The organism is Bacillus sp. JKS001846, from assembly GCF_900176455.1.
Taxonomy (GTDB): domain Bacteria; phylum Bacillota; class Bacilli; order Bacillales; family Bacillaceae_G; genus Bacillus_A; species Bacillus_A cereus.
In genome coordinates, this window is sequence record NZ_FWYG01000001.1 from 459,319 (window position 1) to 476,889 (window position 17,571).

The window sequence follows — 17,571 nt, forward strand, 5'->3', positions numbered from 1 at the left end:
ATGCCCCCTTTGTTACAACATAGTGGTCTTACCAAATTATTTAAAGGATATATAGCAAATGGAGGCGGAATATATGAACTTTCGTTTTAATGAAGAGCAGCAAATGATGAGGAAAATGGTTCGGGATTTTGCACAGAAGGAAATAGCTCCCTTTGTTCCTAGTATGGAACAAGGGGTGTTCCCGAAAGAGATTTTGCAAAAGATGGGTGAGCTTGGATTAATGGGTATTCCAGCGCCTGCAAAATACGGCGGGGCAGAAATGGACTTTATTTCTTACATTCTAGCAATTGAGGAAATCTCAAAGGTAAGTGCAACAGTTGGTGTAATTTTAGCTGTACATACGTCAGTTGGAATGAATCCGATTTTATATTTTGGAACAGAAGAACAGAAGAAAAAATATGTTTCTAAACTTGCAACCGGGGAATATTTAGGTGCATTTGCTTTAACAGAGCCAAATGCAGGATCAGATGCAGGGAGTTTGAAATCAAGAGCTGTGAAAAAAGGTGATCATTATATTATTAATGGATCGAAAGTGTTTATTACAAATGGTGGTGAAGCAAGTACATACATTGTATTCGCTTCTACAAATCCAGAGGCAGGGAAAAGTGGTATTTCTGCATTTATAGTAGAGAAAGATACACCTGGTTTAATCATTGGAAAAGATGAACATAAGATGGGACTTCTCGGTTCTCGTACAGTACAACTTACTTTTGAAGATATGAAAGTGCCAGCTGAGAATTTACTTGGGGAAGAAGGACAAGGATTCAAGGTGGCGATGGCGAATTTAGATGTTGGGCGAATTGGAATCGGTGCGCAGGCGTTAGGAATTGCTGAAGCGGCGCTTGGCTGTGCAATTGATTATGCAAAAGAAAGAGAGCAATTCGGGAAGCCCATTGCGGCGCAGCAAGGGATTGGCTTCAAGCTTGCAGATATGGCAACAAGTATCGAGGCAGCAAGGTTACTCGTATATAGAGCGGCATCTCTTAGGGCACAAGGATTACCATGCGGTAAAGAAGCATCTATTGCGAAATTATTTGCTTCTAAGACAGCGGTTGGAGTCGCGATTGAGGCGGTGCAAGTATTTGGTGGTTACGGTTATACGAAAGACTATCCAGTAGAACGATTTTTCCGTGATGCGAAAATTACGCAAATATATGAAGGAACAAGTGAAATACAGAAACTTGTTATTAGCCGTGCTTTATAAAAGGGCGAGGGGGAGACGGAGATGCATTTTAAACTATCAGAAGAACATGAAATGATAAGAAAAATGGTTCGAGATTTTGCTAAAAATGAAGTGGCACCAACAGCAGCTGAGCGTGATGAAGAAGAGCGATTTGATCGAGAGTTATTTGATCAAATGGCAGAGCTTGGTTTAACTGGTATTCCATGGCCTGAAGAGTACGGTGGAATTGGAAGCGATTACTTAGCATACGTAATCGCTATTGAAGAATTATCTCGCGTTTGTGCTTCAACAGGTGTAACACTGTCTGCGCATACTTCACTTGCGGGATGGCCAATTTTTAAATTTGGGACGGAAGAGCAAAAGCAAAAGTTTTTACGGCCGATGGCTGAAGGGAAGAAAATTGGTGCATACGGCTTAACGGAACCAGGATCTGGATCGGATGCTGGTGGAATGAAGACAATCGCAAAGAGAGATGGCGATCATTATATTTTAAATGGATCAAAAATTTTCATTACAAATGGCGGTATTGCTGATATTTATGTTGTTTTTGCGCTAACTGATCCTGAATCGAAGCAGCGCGGTACGAGTGCATTTATTGTAGAAAGTGATACACCGGGATTTTCAGTTGGGAAGAAGGAGAGCAAGCTAGGGATTCGCTCTTCACCAACGACTGAAATTATGTTTGAAGATTGCCGTATTCCTGTAGAGAATCTACTTGGAGGAGAGGGGCAAGGGTTTAAAGTTGCGATGCAAACATTAGATGGAGGTCGTAACGGTATTGCGGCGCAAGCTGTTGGGATTGCACAAGGGGCTTTAGATGCTTCTGTAGAATATGCAAGGGAGCGCCATCAGTTTGGAAAACCAATTGCGGCGCAGCAAGGGATTGGCTTTAAACTTGCGGATATGGCAACAGATGTAGAAGCAGCACGCCTTTTAACATATCAAGCGGCTTGGCTTGAATCAGAAGGGCTTCCGTATGGAAAAGAATCAGCGATGTCAAAAGTATTTGCAGGCGATGCAGCGATGAAGGTGACGACTGAAGCGGTGCAAGTATTTGGTGGTTACGGTTATACGAAAGATTATCCAGTAGAGCGTTATATGCGAGATGCAAAGATTACACAAATATATGAAGGAACACAAGAGATTCAGAGGCTTGTAATTTCTCGTATGTTAACGAAGTAGGAACGAAAGCGTAGGTATTTTCCTACGCTTTTTCCTTCCAAAAAATAATAGAGAGAGGTGAAGGGAATGGTTAAACATAATGTGCATGCATCGGTGAAAGATGAAAAATTAGTTGCGTTAAGACGTGAACAAATGATTAAAGGTGCGGTGCAACTGTTTAAACAAAAAGGATTTCCGCGTACAACAACGAGAGAGATTGCAAAAGCGGCTGGGTTTAGTATAGGGACACTTTATGAGTACATTCGTACCAAAGATGATGTTTTATATTTAGTTTGTGATAGTATATATGAACATGTAAAAGAAAGATTAGAGGAAGTAGTGTGTACAGAAAAAGGGAGTATAGAAAGTTTAAAGATAGCAATAACGAATTACTTTAAAGTGATGGACGAATTACAGGAAGAAGTATTGATAATGTATCAAGAGGTACGCTTTTTACCGAAAGAATCACTTCCGTATGTATTAGAAAAGGAGTTTCAAATGGTAGGAATGTTCGAGAATATTTTAGAACAGTGTACGGAAAATGGAACATTTACATTAAATAAAAAAGAAATACAGCTTCTTGCGCATAATATTTTTATACAAGGACAGATGTGGGGATTTAGACGCTGGGCGCTGCAAAAACTGTATACGCTCGAAGAATATACAGAAATGCAAATTAGGTATGTATTGCAAGGGGCCCATATGCTTCCGAAATAAGGAACAGACAAATTATAATTTTACTACCCTATAAAAGTTTCCCGTTTTTTTTGTAGCATATTTGTGCGACTTTTGTTTATAATGAATAGTATGGATTTTTTTAAGCAGGCCGTTATATATAAGGTTATATTTGATGAAAGGAAGTGCCGCATAAGTGGATTTTAAGCAATATTCACCAGAAGAGCTAAAAGAATGTTCAATGATTGAAGTTGTACATAGCGTTTTAGGGGATAAAAAACAAGCAACGACATTCAACGAGTTGGTTCAAGAAATCGCTCAAGTGCTGGGACTATCTCAAGAGCAAGTTAATGCGAAAATCGCACAATTTTATACAGACTTAAACATCGATGGACGTTTCATTAATTTAGGAGAAAATCGTTGGGGACTACGCAGCTGGTACCCATATGAGCAAATTGATGAAGAAATCTTGCCTCAACCAAAACCGAAGAAGAAACGTAAAGTTGAAGAAGACGGTTTTGACGACTACATTGAAGAAGACGAAGATGACTTCGACGATGCAGACGTAAGTGAAGATGAAGACGATGTAGAAGATTTGGACAAGGTTCTTGAAGAAGAAGACGGAGATGACGACGATCTTGATGATTTAGACGAAGATGACGACGACTTCGCTGAAGAAGAACTTGAGTATGATGAAACTGAAGAAGAAGAAGAGGAAGAACTGTAGTTCTTGACTTTTCATTATCGTCCATGTAGAATCATTTTTGGGCTCTTTAAAAAAGGACGATAATACTTTTAAAGTGTAAATATAAAAGAAAATTGCTCCCTACTTATTACTTTTTGTGATGAGGGGAGCAATTTTCTTTTTTGTTTTTTGTTTAGAAAATAAAAAGAGTCTAACAATAAGATGGATACAGTGTTATCTACATACGTTGCGCTTTGCAACGGTGATTATATAACAGCAAAATAGAAGGGAGCTTTTTCATGACTAAGTATATTTTTGTAACAGGCGGTGTAGTATCGTCTTTAGGAAAAGGTATTACAGCAGCATCTCTTGGAAGACTTTTAAAAAATCGTGGTTTAAACGTAACGATTCAAAAGTTTGATCCATACATTAACGTAGACCCAGGGACTATGAGCCCATACCAACACGGTGAGGTATTCGTAACAGATGATGGCGCAGAAACTGACTTAGACCTTGGTCACTATGAGCGTTTCATCGACATTAACTTAAACAAATACAGCAACGTAACAACAGGTAAAATTTACTCTTCAGTTCTTCAAAAAGAGCGTCGCGGTGAATATTTAGGAGGAACAGTTCAAGTTATTCCTCATATTACTAACGAAATTAAAGAACGCGTATATCGTTCTGGTCGTGAAACAAATGCGGATGTTGTTATTACAGAAATCGGTGGAACTGTTGGTGACATCGAGTCTCTACCATTCTTAGAAGCAATCCGTCAAATTAAGAGCGACATCGGTCGTGACAATGTAATGTACATTCACTGTACGTTAATCCCGTACTTAAAAGCAGCGGGTGAAATGAAGACAAAACCAACACAACATAGTGTTAAAGAACTTCGTAGCTTAGGTATTCAACCAAACATTATCGTTGTTCGTACAGAAATGCCTGTTTCTCAAGATATGAAAGACAAGCTTGCATTATTCTGTGACATCGATACAAAAGCAGTTATCGAAGCTCGCGATGCAGATACTTTATATGCGGTTCCATTATCTCTTCAAGAACAAAACATGGACCAAATCGTTTGTGACCACTTAAAATTAGACAATCCAGCTGCAGATATGACAGAGTGGACTGCGCTAGTTAACAAAGTGCGTAATCTTTCTAAGAAAACAAAAATCGCTCTTGTTGGTAAATATGTAGAACTTCAAGATGCTTATATTTCTGTTGTAGAAGCACTTCGTCATGCTGGTTACTCATTCGACACAGATGTAGAAGTAAAATGGGTAAATGCTGAGCACGTAACAGCAGAAAACGTAAAAGAATTAGTTGGCGATACAGATGGTATCCTTGTACCAGGTGGCTTCGGCGATCGTGGTGTAGAAGGTAAAATCGTTGCGATTCAATATGCTCGTGAAAACAAAGTTCCATTCTTAGGAATTTGCTTAGGTATGCAACTTGCATCAATCGAATTCGCACGTAATGTATTAGGTTTAGAAGGTGCTAACTCTTCTGAAATCAACCCTGACACACCATATGCAATCATCGACTTATTACCAGAACAAAAAGATGTAGAGGACCTAGGTGGTACACTTCGTCTTGGTCTATACCCATGTAAGCTTGCTGAAGAAACAAATGCTTACAATGCTTATAATGAGCCGGTTGTATATGAACGTCATCGTCATCGTTATGAGTTCAACAACCAGTTCCGTCCGGATATGGAAAAAGAAGGATTTGTATTCTCTGGTACAAGCCCAGACGGCCGTCTAGTTGAAATCATTGAATTAAAAGACCACCCTTGGTTCGTGGCAGCACAGTTCCACCCAGAACTTGTTTCTCGTCCAAACCGTCCACAACCATTGTTCCATGACTTCGTAAGAGCTTCTATTACGAATAAAGAGAGCAAGTAATAAAAAAAGCGCCTGAAATAAGGCGCTTTTTTTAATATTCATTTAACATTTCATCGATTGTAAATTTGATTCCGTGATAAGCAAATAAAGCTACTATTAAACTTGGGAATCCGTAGCGATTACCTTCATCGTCTGGAATAAGACCTTTTAACAGTTTTGTATCAATATGTACGTCTGTATATCGTTCGAGTGATTCCGTACCTTCTTGAAGAGCAGAAATGCCGACAATAGAGTGTCCCTCTTCTTGTAGTTTTTTTGCAATTTCTACAACCGCTTCATCTGTTGAAAAACGGCTAATAAGAAGTACACGATCCGCAGAGGTTACTTCTGCTTCTTTACCATTTTCAAATAAGCGTTTTGCTTGCTTCATTGGTTCAGCACCGAATAGTGCCTCGGCAACAACGCCTTCCATTTCATTTGTACCATGTAAATAAATGAAACCATCGCCAACTAGTGCTTGAGCAAGTAAACGAGCACTATCTTCTATATTCATTTCTTCTTTTTGAGAAACTCTGGAGAAATAACCACTTAATTGAGTTGAAAAAATTTTTAACATAATGTTACTCCCTTCGTACGTGTTTGCCGGCTTTCATTATAGTTTATTTTTTTAGAAAGGTGAAATCGTAGGGTAGCATAACAAAATAGGAAACGGTAAAATAAGAAAGAATAGGAAGGAATTTGCCAAAGAATAGCGAAAATAAATCGTTAAGATATAAGAAGCTTTAAATCTTGTACTTACACAGAAAGGTTGGGAATTATGGAAGGTAAAATTTTAATCGTTGATGATCAATATGGGATTCGTGTGCTATTACATGAAGTGTTCCAAAAAGAAGGTTATCAGACATTCCAAGCAGCAAATGGATTTCAAGCTTTAGATATCGTGAAAAAAGATAATCCAGATTTAGTAGTGTTAGATATGAAAATTCCAGGCATGGATGGTATAGAGATTTTAAAGCATGTAAAAGAAATTGATGAGAGTATTAAAGTAATTTTAATGACTGCTTATGGAGAGCTTGATATGATCCAAGAAGCAAAAGATTTAGGTGCTTTAATGCATTTTGCTAAACCATTTGATATTGATGAAATTCGTCAAGCTGTGAGAAATGAGCTCGCTGTAGAGGCGTAAAAATGAATTTTTTATAAAAAATATGGAAAAAAGCGTTTACATGGACTATTGTGCAGGTGAATACGGTTGAGTTTTTGAGTACAAGTTGTTATCCTATTGAGTGTAGAAAAAAGTCCGGTATGTAGATATACATATTTTACCTTATTCTGGTCATACTACCAGCGATAAGAACTTATCGGATACAAAAAACGTTTTTTAGGAGGATTCACCATGCCTTTAGTTTCTATGAAAGAAATGCTAAACAAAGCACTAGAAGGAAAATACGCAGTTGGTCAATTCAACATGAACAACTTAGAGTGGACTCAAGCTATCTTAGCTGCTGCGGAAGAAGAAAAATCTCCTGTAATCCTAGGTGTATCTGAGGGTGCAGCTCGTCATATGACTGGTTTCAAAACAGTTGTAGCTATGGTTAAAGCTTTAATCGAAGAAATGAACATCACTGTTCCTGTAGCGATTCACCTTGATCATGGTTCAAGCTTCGAAAAATGTAAAGAAGCAATCGATGCAGGTTTCACATCTGTAATGATCGACGCTTCTCACCACCCATTCGAAGAAAACGTTGAAACTACTAAACAAGTAGTAGAATACGCACACGCTCGTAACGTATCTGTTGAAGCTGAGCTTGGAACAGTTGGCGGACAAGAAGACGACGTAATCGCTGAAGGCGTAATTTACGCTGACCCAGCAGAGTGTAAGCACCTTGTTGAAGCAACAGGTATCGATTGCCTAGCTCCAGCTTTAGGTTCTGTACACGGTCCTTACAAAGGTGAGCCTAACTTAGGATTCGCTGAAATGGAACAAGTTCGTGACTTCACTGGCGTACCTTTAGTATTACATGGTGGTACTGGTATCCCAACTGCTGATATCGAAAAAGCTATCTCTTTAGGTACTTCAAAAATCAACGTAAACACTGAGAACCAAATCGAGTTTACAAAAGCTGTTCGTGAAGTATTAAACAAAGACCAAGAAGTTTACGATCCTCGTAAATTTATCGGACCTGGCCGCGACGCTATCAAAGCAACTGTTATTGGTAAAATTCGCGAATTCGGTTCTAACGGTAAAGCGTAAGAATAAAATTCCGTTTTGGAAACCGTCTAGTCTTTTAGACGGTTTCCTTTCGTTGTATAATGAAAGCGTGAACAAGTCTAAAGATTTTATCATTTTTGTTTTTAAATAGAAAATAATGTGCATAGTCCTATTAATAAATGTGATAACGTATCTAAATTGATAAAGTGAATTCGATGAATAGTTGATCTTTATCTATTCGTGCTATAGGAGAAATGAAGATAATGGTTTCCTATTTATTGAGTTTTGGGATGGAAAGAGTAATTGAGATTCTTAAGGGGAGCTTTCTATAAAAAGATAGAAAGTAAATACATTCACAAGAAGGGAGCTCAATATGGAAAAATTGCTAATTGAAGGCGGAAGAGCTTTAAATGGAACAATTCGAGTAAGTGGTGCAAAGAACAGCGCCGTTGCATTAATTCCAGCGACAATTTTAGCAGATACTCCAGTAACTATTGGTGGTGTCCCTAATATTTCGGACGTAAAAATGTTAGGAGACTTACTAGAGGAAATTGGAGGGAAAGTAACTTATGGACAGGAGGAAGAGATGGTAGTCGATCCTTCTAACATGGTTGCAATGCCTTTGCCAAATGGAAAAGTGAAAAAATTGCGCGCTTCTTATTATTTAATGGGTGCAATGCTTGGCCGTTTTAAAAAAGCTGTTATTGGGCTTCCGGGTGGATGTCATTTAGGACCGAGGCCGATTGATCAGCATATTAAAGGGTTTGAAGCGCTAGGTGCACATGTTACGAATGAACAAGGTGCCATCTATTTAAGAGCAGATGAGCTACGCGGGGCACGTATTTATTTAGATGTTGTTAGTGTAGGAGCTACGATTAATATTATGCTAGCAGCTGTACGAGCAAAAGGTAGAACTGTTATTGAAAATGCAGCGAAAGAGCCCGAGATTATTGATGTAGCTACATTGTTAACAAGCATGGGGGCACGTATTAAAGGTGCTGGTACAGATGTAATCCGAATAGATGGTGTGGACTCTTTACATGGTTGTCACCATACTATCATCCCAGATCGTATTGAAGCTGGTACGTATATGATTCTAGGAGCTGCATCAGGAGGAGAAGTAACGGTTGATAACGTTATTCCTCAGCATTTAGAATCAGTTACTGCAAAGCTAAGAGAAGCTGGTGTTCAAGTTGAAACGAACGATGATCAAATTACGGTGAACGGTAATAGAAAGTTAAAAGTAGTTGATATCAAAACGCTTGTATATCCAGGTTTTCCAACGGATTTACAACAGCCGTTTACGACGCTTTTAACAAAGGCGCACGGGACGGGAGTTGTAACAGATACAATTTACGGTGCCCGTTTCAAACACATTGATGAATTACGTCGTATGAATGCTCAAATTAAAGTAGAGGGTCGTTCGGCAATTGTAACTGGTCCTGTGTTACTGCAAGGTGCAAAAGTGAAGGCGAGTGATTTACGAGCGGGAGCGGCACTTGTTATTGCAGGATTAATGGCAGATGGAATTACAGAAGTAACAGGACTTGAGCATATTGATCGAGGTTATGAGAATATAGTGGACAAGCTTAAAGGGCTTGGAGCAAACATTTGGCGAGAACAAATGACAAAGCAAGAAATTGAAGAAATGAAGAACGCATAAGTGATACTTCCGCAAGGGGGAAGCGAAGCATCACTACTTGCGGAAGTACACTTTATAGAAAAACACGGTTCACAAAATACGGCAGAAATATAAAGACTTAAAGGAGAGGGATTATCGTGGAGAGAAGTTTATCTATGGAGTTAGTACGTGTAACAGAGGCTGCAGCTTTATCATCAGCGCGTTGGATGGGGCGCGGGAAAAAGGACGAGGCAGACGGTGCAGCAACATCAGCTATGCGTGATGTATTTGATACAATTCCGATGAAAGGTACAGTTGTAATTGGTGAAGGTGAGATGGATGAAGCACCAATGCTATATATCGGAGAGAAATTAGGTACAGGATATGGACCACGTGTAGACGTTGCGGTTGATCCTTTAGAAGGGACAAACATCGTAGCAGCTGGTGGCTGGAATGCTCTTGCTGTTATTGCAATTGCAGACCACGGTAATTTGTTACATGCCCCTGACATGTACATGGATAAAATCGCGGTTGGCCCAGAAGCAGTCGGGGCGGTCGACATTGATGCGCCTATTATTGATAACTTACGTGCAGTTGCGAAAGCAAAAAATAAAGATATTGAAGATGTTGTAGCGACAGTTTTAAATCGTCCACGTCATCAAGAAATTATCGAAGAAATTCGTAAAGCTGGTGCTCGCATTAAATTAATTAATGATGGAGATGTAGCTGGAGCGATTAATACAGCGTTTGATCGTACAGGTGTAGATATTTTATTTGGATCTGGTGGAGCACCTGAAGGTGTATTAGCAGCAGTTGCTTTAAAATGTTTAGGTGGAGAAATTCACGGAAAACTATTGCCACAAAACGAAGCTGAATTAGCACGTTGTAAAAAAATGGGCATAGAAGACATTAATCGTATCCTTCGTATGGAGGACTTAGTAAAAGGTGACGATGCAATCTTTGCAGCAACAGGCGTAACAGATGGAGAACTATTACGCGGTGTTCAATTTAAAGGTAGCGTAGGAACAACGCAATCCCTTGTTATGCGCGCAAAATCAGGCACAGTTCGCTTCGTGGATGGACGTCATAGCTTGAATAAAAAACCAAACTTGGTTATTAAATAAAAAGCGTAAGCAGCTCGTTCAGAAAGGTTAAAATGGTCGACTTTTCTAACTATCGGAGCTGGAACTAAATTAAATAAGAAGCGAAGACAAATTTTCTTGTCTTCGCTTCTTGTATTTGTGTTCCAACGTATTGATTAAAACTAGATAAAAGGGTTACAATAGTGAATATTACCCTACTTGAACTTATTGCCTTTCATTATTAATTATTTGCCTTCCGTATTTTTTCCCTTTACCCATGAAAAAAGAGAATAACGTTAAAGTGTGGTGTCTGAATGAATTTGTCAATTGCAGCATTAGAAAACATGAAATTAAAAGAGTTATACGAGCTTGCGAAAGAATTTAAGATTTCGTATTATAGCAAATTAACGAAAAAAGAGTTAATTTTTTCTATTTTGAAAGCTCGAGCAGAAAAAGAAGGTTTCTTTTTCATGGAAGGCGTATTAGAAATTATTCAATCAGAAGGATTTGGATTCCTACGTCCTATCAACTATTCTCCAAGCTCAGAAGATATTTATATCTCAGCTTCGCAAATTCGTCGTTTCGATTTACGTAATGGAGATAAGGTTTCTGGTAAAGTACGACCTCCGAAAGAAAATGAACGCTATTTTGGGTTATTACAAGTTGAAGCTGTAAACGGAGATGATCCAGATTCAGCAAAAGAGCGTGTGCATTTCCCTGCATTAACACCATTATACCCAGATCGCCAAATGAAATTGGAAACGGAACCTAAAAAGTTACCGACACGCATCATGGATTTAATCGCACCAGTTGGATTTGGACAACGTGGTTTAATTGTTGCGCCTCCAAAGGCTGGTAAAACAAGTCTATTAAAAGAAATCGCGCATAGTGTTACAACAAATCATCCGGAAGCAGAATTAATTGTACTTTTAATTGATGAGCGTCCAGAGGAAGTAACAGACATTGAACGTTCTGTTAAAGGAGATGTTGTAAGTTCTACTTTTGATGAAGTGCCAGAAAATCATATTAAAGTAGCTGAGCTTGTGTTAGAACGTGCGATGCGTCTTGTAGAGCACAAGAAAGATGTTATCATTTTAATGGATAGTATTACCCGTTTAGCTCGAGCTTACAACCTCGTTATTCCACCAAGTGGTAGAACATTATCAGGTGGTATCGATCCAGCTGCCTTCCATAGACCGAAGCGTTTCTTTGGAGCTGCGCGTAATATTGAAGAAGGCGGTAGCTTAACAATTTTAGCGACAGCCCTTGTTGATACAGGATCACGTATGGACGATGTTATTTACGAGGAATTTAAAGGAACTGGAAATATGGAACTTCACTTAGATCGTTCATTAGCTGAACGTCGTATCTTCCCGGCGATCGATATTCGTCGTTCTGGTACACGTAAAGAAGATCTATTAATTCCAAAAGAACATTTAGACAAGTTATGGGGCATTCGTAAAACAATGCGTGATACACCAGACTTCGTTGAAAGTTTCTTACGTAAGCTTCGTCAAACGAAGACAAATGAAGAGTTTTTACAAAACATTGTTGCAGACTCAAAAAGGTATGTAACAACTAAGTAAAGGGAAAAAATCAGGACTCGCTTATTTTATAGTAAGCGAGTTTTTTATGCTGTTTAGGTGATATTAAAGAGAGAAATAAGTGAGAGAACCTTAGCCAGTCAGAGCTAAACGAGCCGCGTGCGCTTTAAGGTGATATCCAGCTCCAGCGGTTAGAATCTCCGGTCATTTCACTCTCTCGCTCGAAGCAAAAAGCGCTTCAAGGTCGAGAGCTCCAAATAGCCTGCGATTTTGAACGAGCCGTCTCCACTTTAAGATAATATCCAGTTCCGGTGGCTAGCTCTTCGCATCTAAGAACCTTCCGCCCAAAAGGTAAAAAGCACCTTTAGGGCGAAAGAACCTTAGCTGGTCAGAGCTGAGCGAGCCACCTCCACTTTCAATTTAATATCCAGCTCCAGCGGCTAGAATGGTCGGTGGCTTCGCGTCTTCCTACGAGGCAAAAAGCGCCTCTACGTCAGAAGCTCCATCCCCCTCCCATTCTGAACGAGCCGCGTGCGCTTTAAGGTGATATCGAGCTCTAGCGGCTAAAATCTCCGGTCATTTTGCTCTCTCGCATGAAGCAAAAAGCGCTTCAGGGTCGAGAGCTCCAAATAGCCTGCGATTTTGAAAGAGCCGTCTCCACTTTAAGATAATATCCAGTTCCGGTGGCTAGCTCTTCGCATCTAAGAACCTTCCGCCCGAAAGGTAAAAAGCACCTCTACGTCAGAAGCTCCATCCCCCTCCCATTCTGAAAGAGCCGCTTGCGCTTTTAAAATTAAAAAGACAAAAACAGGTAGTTGCAAAATGAAGTTAGCCTTGTTATAATTTCATCATATGTGTTTCATCAATATAGTTGTGTATGCAGCTGAAGATGAAAAACTCTGTTTCGAAAATGATTCAGGGCGGAAGGAGATGAAAAGAATGAAAGCAGGAATTCACCCAGATTACAAGAAAGTTGTATTCATGGACACAAACACAGGCTTCAAATTCTTAAGCGGATCTACTAAAGGATCTAACGAAACTGTTGAGTGGGAAGATGGTAACACTTATCCATTACTAAAAGTTGAGATCAGTTCTGATTCTCACCCATTCTACACTGGACGTCAGAAGTTTGCTACTGCAGACGGACGCGTTGACCGCTTCAATAAGAAATACGGTCTTAAGTAATAAAAACATAAAACAGGCAAGTGTATGTATTCGCTTGTCTGTTTTTTTTGCGAAAATATTATACCTTTACCCTACTTTTAACTGAAAAGTAGATGAAAGGAGAGCTTCATGTACTTAATAAATCAAAATGGCTGGATTGAAGTGATTTGCGGTAGTATGTTTTCTGGCAAGTCAGAAGAGCTAATCCGCCGTGTGCGCCGTACACAATTTGCAAAACAACATGCAATTGTATTTAAACCATGTATTGATAATCGATATAGTGAAGAAGATGTAGTATCACATAACGGATTAAAGGTAAAAGCAGTTCCTGTTTCAGCTTCAAAGGATATATTTGAACATATTACAGAAGAGCTGGATGTTATTGCAATCGATGAGGTGCAATTTTTTGATGGGGACATTGTGGAAGTGGTGCAAGTATTGGCAAATCGTGGCTATCGTGTCATTGTAGCTGGTTTAGACCAAGATTTCCGTGGTCTACCATTTGGACAAGTTCCTCAGCTGATGGCGATTGCTGAACATGTGACAAAACTACAAGCAGTATGTTCTGTATGTGGATCTCCAGCAAGTCGTACACAACGATTAATTGATGGAGAACCAGCGGCATTTGATGATCCAATTATTTTAGTTGGAGCTTCAGAATCGTATGAACCGCGTTGTCGTCATTGTCATGCAGTACCTGCAAACAAAGATAAGTAAAACTCGCTGCGCAAGGCGGGTTTTTTTCAAAATAGAGAGAATGAGCGGTGTGATCCGCTTACGCTTTTAAATATATCTAGTTCTGGTGGCTAGCTCTTTGCATCTAAGAACCTTCCGCCCGAAAGGTAAAAAGCACCTTTAGGTCGAAAGAACCTTAGCTGGTCAGAGCTGAAAGAGCCACCGCCACTTTTAAATATAATTTGCGTTTTTTTGAGTAAGTACCATATACTATTTGTATTAGATACTAGGATGTAGAGGTGAATGATGTGTTAGATCGTTTGCAAGCTGTAGAAAATCGTTATGAGAAGTTAAATGAATTGTTAAGTGATCCAGCGATTATTAGTGATTCAAATAAGCTTCGTGAATATTCAAAGGAACAGTCTGATATACAGGAAACGGTAGAGGTGTATCGTGAGTATAAGGATGTTCGTGAGCAATTAAAAGATGCGAAAGCAATGTTAGAAGATAAGTTAGACGCAGAAATGCGTGAAATGGTAAAAGAAGAAGTTTCTGAGTTAGAATCACAAGATAAAACATTATCAGAGCGTCTGAAAATTTTACTTGTTCCAAAAGACCCTAATGATGATAAGAACGTTATCGTTGAGGTTCGTGGAGCTGCTGGTGGAGACGAGGCAGCTTTATTTGCTGGTGACTTATACCGTATGTATAGCCGTTACGCTGAGGTACAGGGCTGGAAAACGGAGATTATTGAGGCTAGCTATACAGAGTTAGGTGGATATAAAGAGATTATCTTTATGATTAATGGTAAAGGTGCTTTCGCGAAGCTGAAATTCGAGAATGGTGCTCACCGTGTACAACGTGTTCCTGAAACGGAATCTGGTGGACGTATTCATACATCTACAGCAACTGTAGCTGTATTACCAGAGGCAGAAGAAGTAGAAATTGATATTCACGAGAAAGATGTTCGTGTTGATACATTCGCTTCTAGTGGACCTGGTGGACAGAGCGTTAATACAACGATGTCAGCGGTGCGTTTAACGCATTTACCGACTGGTGTAGTTGTATCTTGTCAGGATGAGAAATCACAGATCAAGAATAAAGAAAAAGCGATGAAAGTATTACGCGCACGTGTTTATGATAAGTTTAGACAAGAAGCGCAAGCTGAGTATGATCAAAACCGTAAACAAGCTGTTGGTACGGGAGATCGTTCAGAGCGTATTCGTACGTATAACTTCCCGCAAAACCGTGTTACAGACCATCGAATCGGTTTAACGATTCAAAAGCTAGATCAAATCTTACAAGGTAAGTTAGATGATTTCATCAATGCCTTAGTGATGGAAGATCAGGCTCAAAAGATGGAGGCAGCTGAGTAATGCGTGTCTATGAAGCCCTGAAATGGGCTTCTTCTTTTTTACAGGAAAATGGACGAGATGAAAATGCGGGAGAAATTGTCCTTTGTCATGTATTAAAGGTGAACAGAACAGGATTACTTATGAATATGCGTGAAGAAATAACTGAGGATCAAGAGAAAAGCTTTACGGAGTTTATCCACAAGCATGTAGAAGGTATTCCTATTCAATATATGATTGGTTATGAAATGTTTTATGGACGGTCTTTCTTTGTGAATGAAGAAGTATTAATACCAAGGCCGGAAACAGAAGAGCTTATAGTGGGAGTATTAGAAAGAATCGAGCGCCATTTTGGTGATGAGAAACTACATGTAGCAGATATAGGTACAGGTAGTGGAGCGATTTCTATTACGCTTGCTTTAGAAAATGAAAATCTTCATGTGTATACAGTAGATATTGCACAAGAGTCGATTGAAGTTGCAAAAGAAAATGCAAAAGCTTTAGGTGCAGAAGTAACGTTCTATCACGGTGATTTATTGTCACCATTTCATAAAACGGGTCAAAAGCTAGATGTTGTTGTTTCAAATCCTCCATATATACCGGAAGAGGATTGGCGTGGTCTTTCTCCTGTTGTGAAAGAGCATGAGCCGAAGAGAGCACTTGTTGGTGGTGAAGACGGATTAGATTTCTATCGCCGTTTTATGGAAGAATTGCCGAATGTGTTGCAGAAGAAAGCGATTGTGGCGTTTGAAATTGGAGTAGGACAAGGTGAGGATGTAAAAAGATTGTTACAACAAGCTTTTCCACATGCTCATGTTGAGGTTGTTTTCGATATTAACGGAAAAGATCGTATGGTATTTGCAGAGATGGAGTAAGGTTCACACCTTACTCTATTTTTTTGTGGAAAAATTCATATAGATTTTGAATTTAATAGTTTAGAAAGATGAAAGTCTGTCCACACTGTTTGTAGAAGGGACGGTGGAGGAAATGAAAAAACAAGTTATTGCTTATCTTCTTATACTATTAATTGGTGCACAGTTACTTGTGCAGTTTGGATATATGAAAGCTGATGCGAAAGGGCCTTCAGTTATTCCGAAAGAGGCCGTTCGATTACGAATTTTAGCAAATAGTGATTCAGATAAAGACCAGGCATTAAAGCGTAAAGTGCGTGATGAAGTAAAAGCACAAATTGATGGGTGGGTAGCGGATTTAACTTCATTTGAAGAGGCACGCAAAGTAATTCAAAGTCATATTCCAGAAATCGAGAAAACGGTGGAAAATACGTTAAAAAGAGAAGGAAGTAAAGATTCATTTCAAGTGAAATTTAGTAAGAATGTAAAGTTTCCTACAAAGGTATACGGGAATTTTATTTATCCAGCAGGAGAATATGAAGCAGTATTAATCACAATTGGAGAAGGTGAAGGGGCGAACTGGTGGTGTGTATTATTTCCACCAATGTGTTTCTTAGATTTTTCGAGCGGGACAGCTGTAAGAAAAGAAGAGCACGTTGTGAAGGCGGAATCTCCTGAAGAGGAGCAGGTGAAACAACTAGATGAGGAAGTAATAGATAAAGAAGAGAAGAAAGTAGATAAGGTAAAAGAAACGAAAGCTGTAAAGCAGGAAGTAGTAAAAAAAGTAACAGCTTCTGAAAAGAAAGTAGTAAAAAATGAAACAAAAGTCGAAGAGCAGCCTGTAAGTAAAGAAGAAATAAAAACTGTGGAAAAAGTGGAGAAACCTGTGGAGAAAAAACAAGAAAAGCAAAATGAGTATGTAAAAGTAGAAGAGGAAGAAGAAAAGCCAGAAGTTAAATTGTTTATTGTAGAAGCTTTTACATCTTTATTCTCTAAATAGTACTATTAATAAATCCCTCTTCATATATAAAAATGAGGAGGGATTTATTATGAAGAAAGTGTATTTTGCTACGAAAGCAGATGTGGAAAGATTACATTCTTTTTTCGGACAAGCTAATAAAAAAGATGATAAAATAAATGAGTTGTACGCACAATTTATGATTTTGGAAGAGGCGGAAGAAATACGAGCTGTAATTGGTTATGAACAAAGTGGGGAAGATGTGCTTATTCGTTCTTGTTTATTCACACCTCATGTGGATAAACAGACTTTCTTATATTTTTTTGAAATGTTTTTGCAGTATATGAAAGAAAAAAGTGTTCAACAATTGTACTTACTAACAAATCATCCACAATCTGTACCGATCTTTCAGTTTTTTGACTTTTTTACTATAGAAAAGGATGAGGTTCCAGAGGGAATTCAACAACTAGAACATTTTTGTAAAAATATAAAAGAGCAGAATGCAATAATACTAAATTGTCAGCTATTCACAAAGTTATCCACGGATTAATTAGGTTTATC

17 protein-coding genes are annotated in these 17,571 nt (G+C 38.9%); 16 read left to right on the forward strand and 1 reads right to left on the reverse strand.

Translation table 11 applies throughout. The annotated features are described in order from the left end of the window. The first annotated feature begins 73 nt into the window (after window positions 1-73). From B9A45_RS02485 to pyrG, 5 genes are all read left to right on the forward strand, one after another. Complete coding sequence (locus tag B9A45_RS02485) at window positions 74-1,204, forward strand: acyl-CoA dehydrogenase (protein ID WP_016111026.1); 1,131 nt, start codon at window positions 74-76, stop codon at window positions 1,202-1,204. A gap of 21 nt (window positions 1,205-1,225) precedes the next feature. Beyond that, a complete protein-coding gene (gene acdA, locus B9A45_RS02490) occupies window positions 1,226-2,365 on the forward strand; it encodes an acyl-CoA dehydrogenase AcdA (RefSeq protein ID WP_000545545.1) in 1,140 nt (379 codons plus the stop codon). A 66-nt stretch (window positions 2,366-2,431) separates the two neighbouring features. Next, a complete protein-coding gene (locus B9A45_RS02495) occupies window positions 2,432-3,061 on the forward strand; it encodes a TetR/AcrR family transcriptional regulator (RefSeq protein WP_000238599.1) in 630 nt (209 codons plus the stop codon). Window positions 3,062-3,215: 154 nt separating this feature from the next. Next, a complete protein-coding gene (gene rpoE / locus B9A45_RS02500; RefSeq protein ID WP_000346280.1) occupies window positions 3,216-3,746 on the forward strand; it encodes a DNA-directed RNA polymerase subunit delta in 531 nt (176 codons plus the stop codon). Window positions 3,747-4,003: 257 nt separating this feature from the next. After that, window positions 4,004-5,611: a CTP synthase gene (pyrG, locus tag B9A45_RS02505; RefSeq protein WP_000170460.1), complete on the forward strand. Its 1,608-nt coding sequence runs from the start codon at window positions 4,004-4,006 to the stop codon at window positions 5,609-5,611. A gap of 31 nt (window positions 5,612-5,642) precedes the next feature. Here pyrG and B9A45_RS02510 read toward each other — a convergent pair whose 3' ends face one another. Beyond that, the gene (locus B9A45_RS02510) at window positions 5,643-6,167 is read right to left on the reverse strand and encodes a DUF2529 domain-containing protein (RefSeq protein ID WP_000912402.1); all 525 of its coding nucleotides are present in this window, start codon (window positions 6,165-6,167) and stop codon (window positions 5,643-5,645) included. 201 nt (window positions 6,168-6,368) lie between these two features. Here B9A45_RS02510 and spo0F point away from each other — a divergent pair, with 201 nt between their 5' ends. The 11 genes from spo0F (at window position 6,369) to B9A45_RS02570 (ending at window position 17,560) form a co-directional block, all read left to right on the forward strand. Further along, window positions 6,369-6,737, forward strand: coding sequence for a sporulation initiation phosphotransferase Spo0F (spo0F, locus tag B9A45_RS02515; RefSeq protein WP_000398594.1), 369 nt, complete (start codon window positions 6,369-6,371; stop codon window positions 6,735-6,737). A gap of 210 nt (window positions 6,738-6,947) precedes the next feature. Then, the gene (locus tag B9A45_RS02520; protein WP_001131855.1) at window positions 6,948-7,805 is read left to right on the forward strand and encodes a class II fructose-bisphosphate aldolase; all 858 of its coding nucleotides are present in this window, start codon (window positions 6,948-6,950) and stop codon (window positions 7,803-7,805) included. Window positions 7,806-8,136: 331 nt separating this feature from the next. After that, on the forward strand, window positions 8,137-9,426 hold the full coding sequence (murA, locus tag B9A45_RS02525; protein WP_000413254.1) for a UDP-N-acetylglucosamine 1-carboxyvinyltransferase: 1,290 nt from the start codon (window positions 8,137-8,139) through the stop codon (window positions 9,424-9,426). A 116-nt stretch (window positions 9,427-9,542) separates the two neighbouring features. Beyond that, complete coding sequence (gene glpX / locus B9A45_RS02535; protein ID WP_000442340.1) at window positions 9,543-10,508, forward strand: class II fructose-bisphosphatase; 966 nt, start codon at window positions 9,543-9,545, stop codon at window positions 10,506-10,508. A 272-nt stretch (window positions 10,509-10,780) separates the two neighbouring features. Then, complete coding sequence (rho, locus tag B9A45_RS02540; protein ID WP_001053903.1) at window positions 10,781-12,052, forward strand: transcription termination factor Rho; 1,272 nt, start codon at window positions 10,781-10,783, stop codon at window positions 12,050-12,052. Window positions 12,053-12,949: 897 nt separating this feature from the next. Further along, window positions 12,950-13,195, forward strand: a complete 246-nt coding sequence (locus tag B9A45_RS02545; protein ID WP_000643433.1) for a type B 50S ribosomal protein L31 — start codon at window positions 12,950-12,952, stop codon at window positions 13,193-13,195. 108 nt (window positions 13,196-13,303) lie between these two features. Further along, complete coding sequence (locus tag B9A45_RS02550; RefSeq protein WP_000280859.1) at window positions 13,304-13,891, forward strand: thymidine kinase; 588 nt, start codon at window positions 13,304-13,306, stop codon at window positions 13,889-13,891. Between the two features lie 266 nt (window positions 13,892-14,157). Next, on the forward strand, window positions 14,158-15,225 hold the full coding sequence (gene prfA, locus B9A45_RS02555; RefSeq protein WP_000887064.1) for a peptide chain release factor 1: 1,068 nt from the start codon (window positions 14,158-14,160) through the stop codon (window positions 15,223-15,225). Beyond that, window positions 15,225-16,076: a peptide chain release factor N(5)-glutamine methyltransferase gene (prmC, locus tag B9A45_RS02560; RefSeq protein ID WP_001267055.1), complete on the forward strand. Its 852-nt coding sequence runs from the start codon at window positions 15,225-15,227 to the stop codon at window positions 16,074-16,076. The genes prfA and prmC overlap by 1 nt, the downstream gene beginning before the upstream one ends. A 112-nt stretch (window positions 16,077-16,188) precedes the next feature. Next, window positions 16,189-17,052 (forward strand): stage II sporulation protein R, encoded by an 864-nt coding sequence (gene spoIIR / locus B9A45_RS02565; RefSeq protein WP_000745063.1) that lies wholly within the window; start codon window positions 16,189-16,191, stop codon window positions 17,050-17,052. Window positions 17,053-17,101: 49 nt separating this feature from the next. Then, the gene (locus B9A45_RS02570) at window positions 17,102-17,560 is read left to right on the forward strand and encodes a GNAT family N-acetyltransferase (protein WP_000758437.1); all 459 of its coding nucleotides are present in this window, start codon (window positions 17,102-17,104) and stop codon (window positions 17,558-17,560) included. Window positions 17,561-17,571 lie beyond the last annotated feature (11 nt).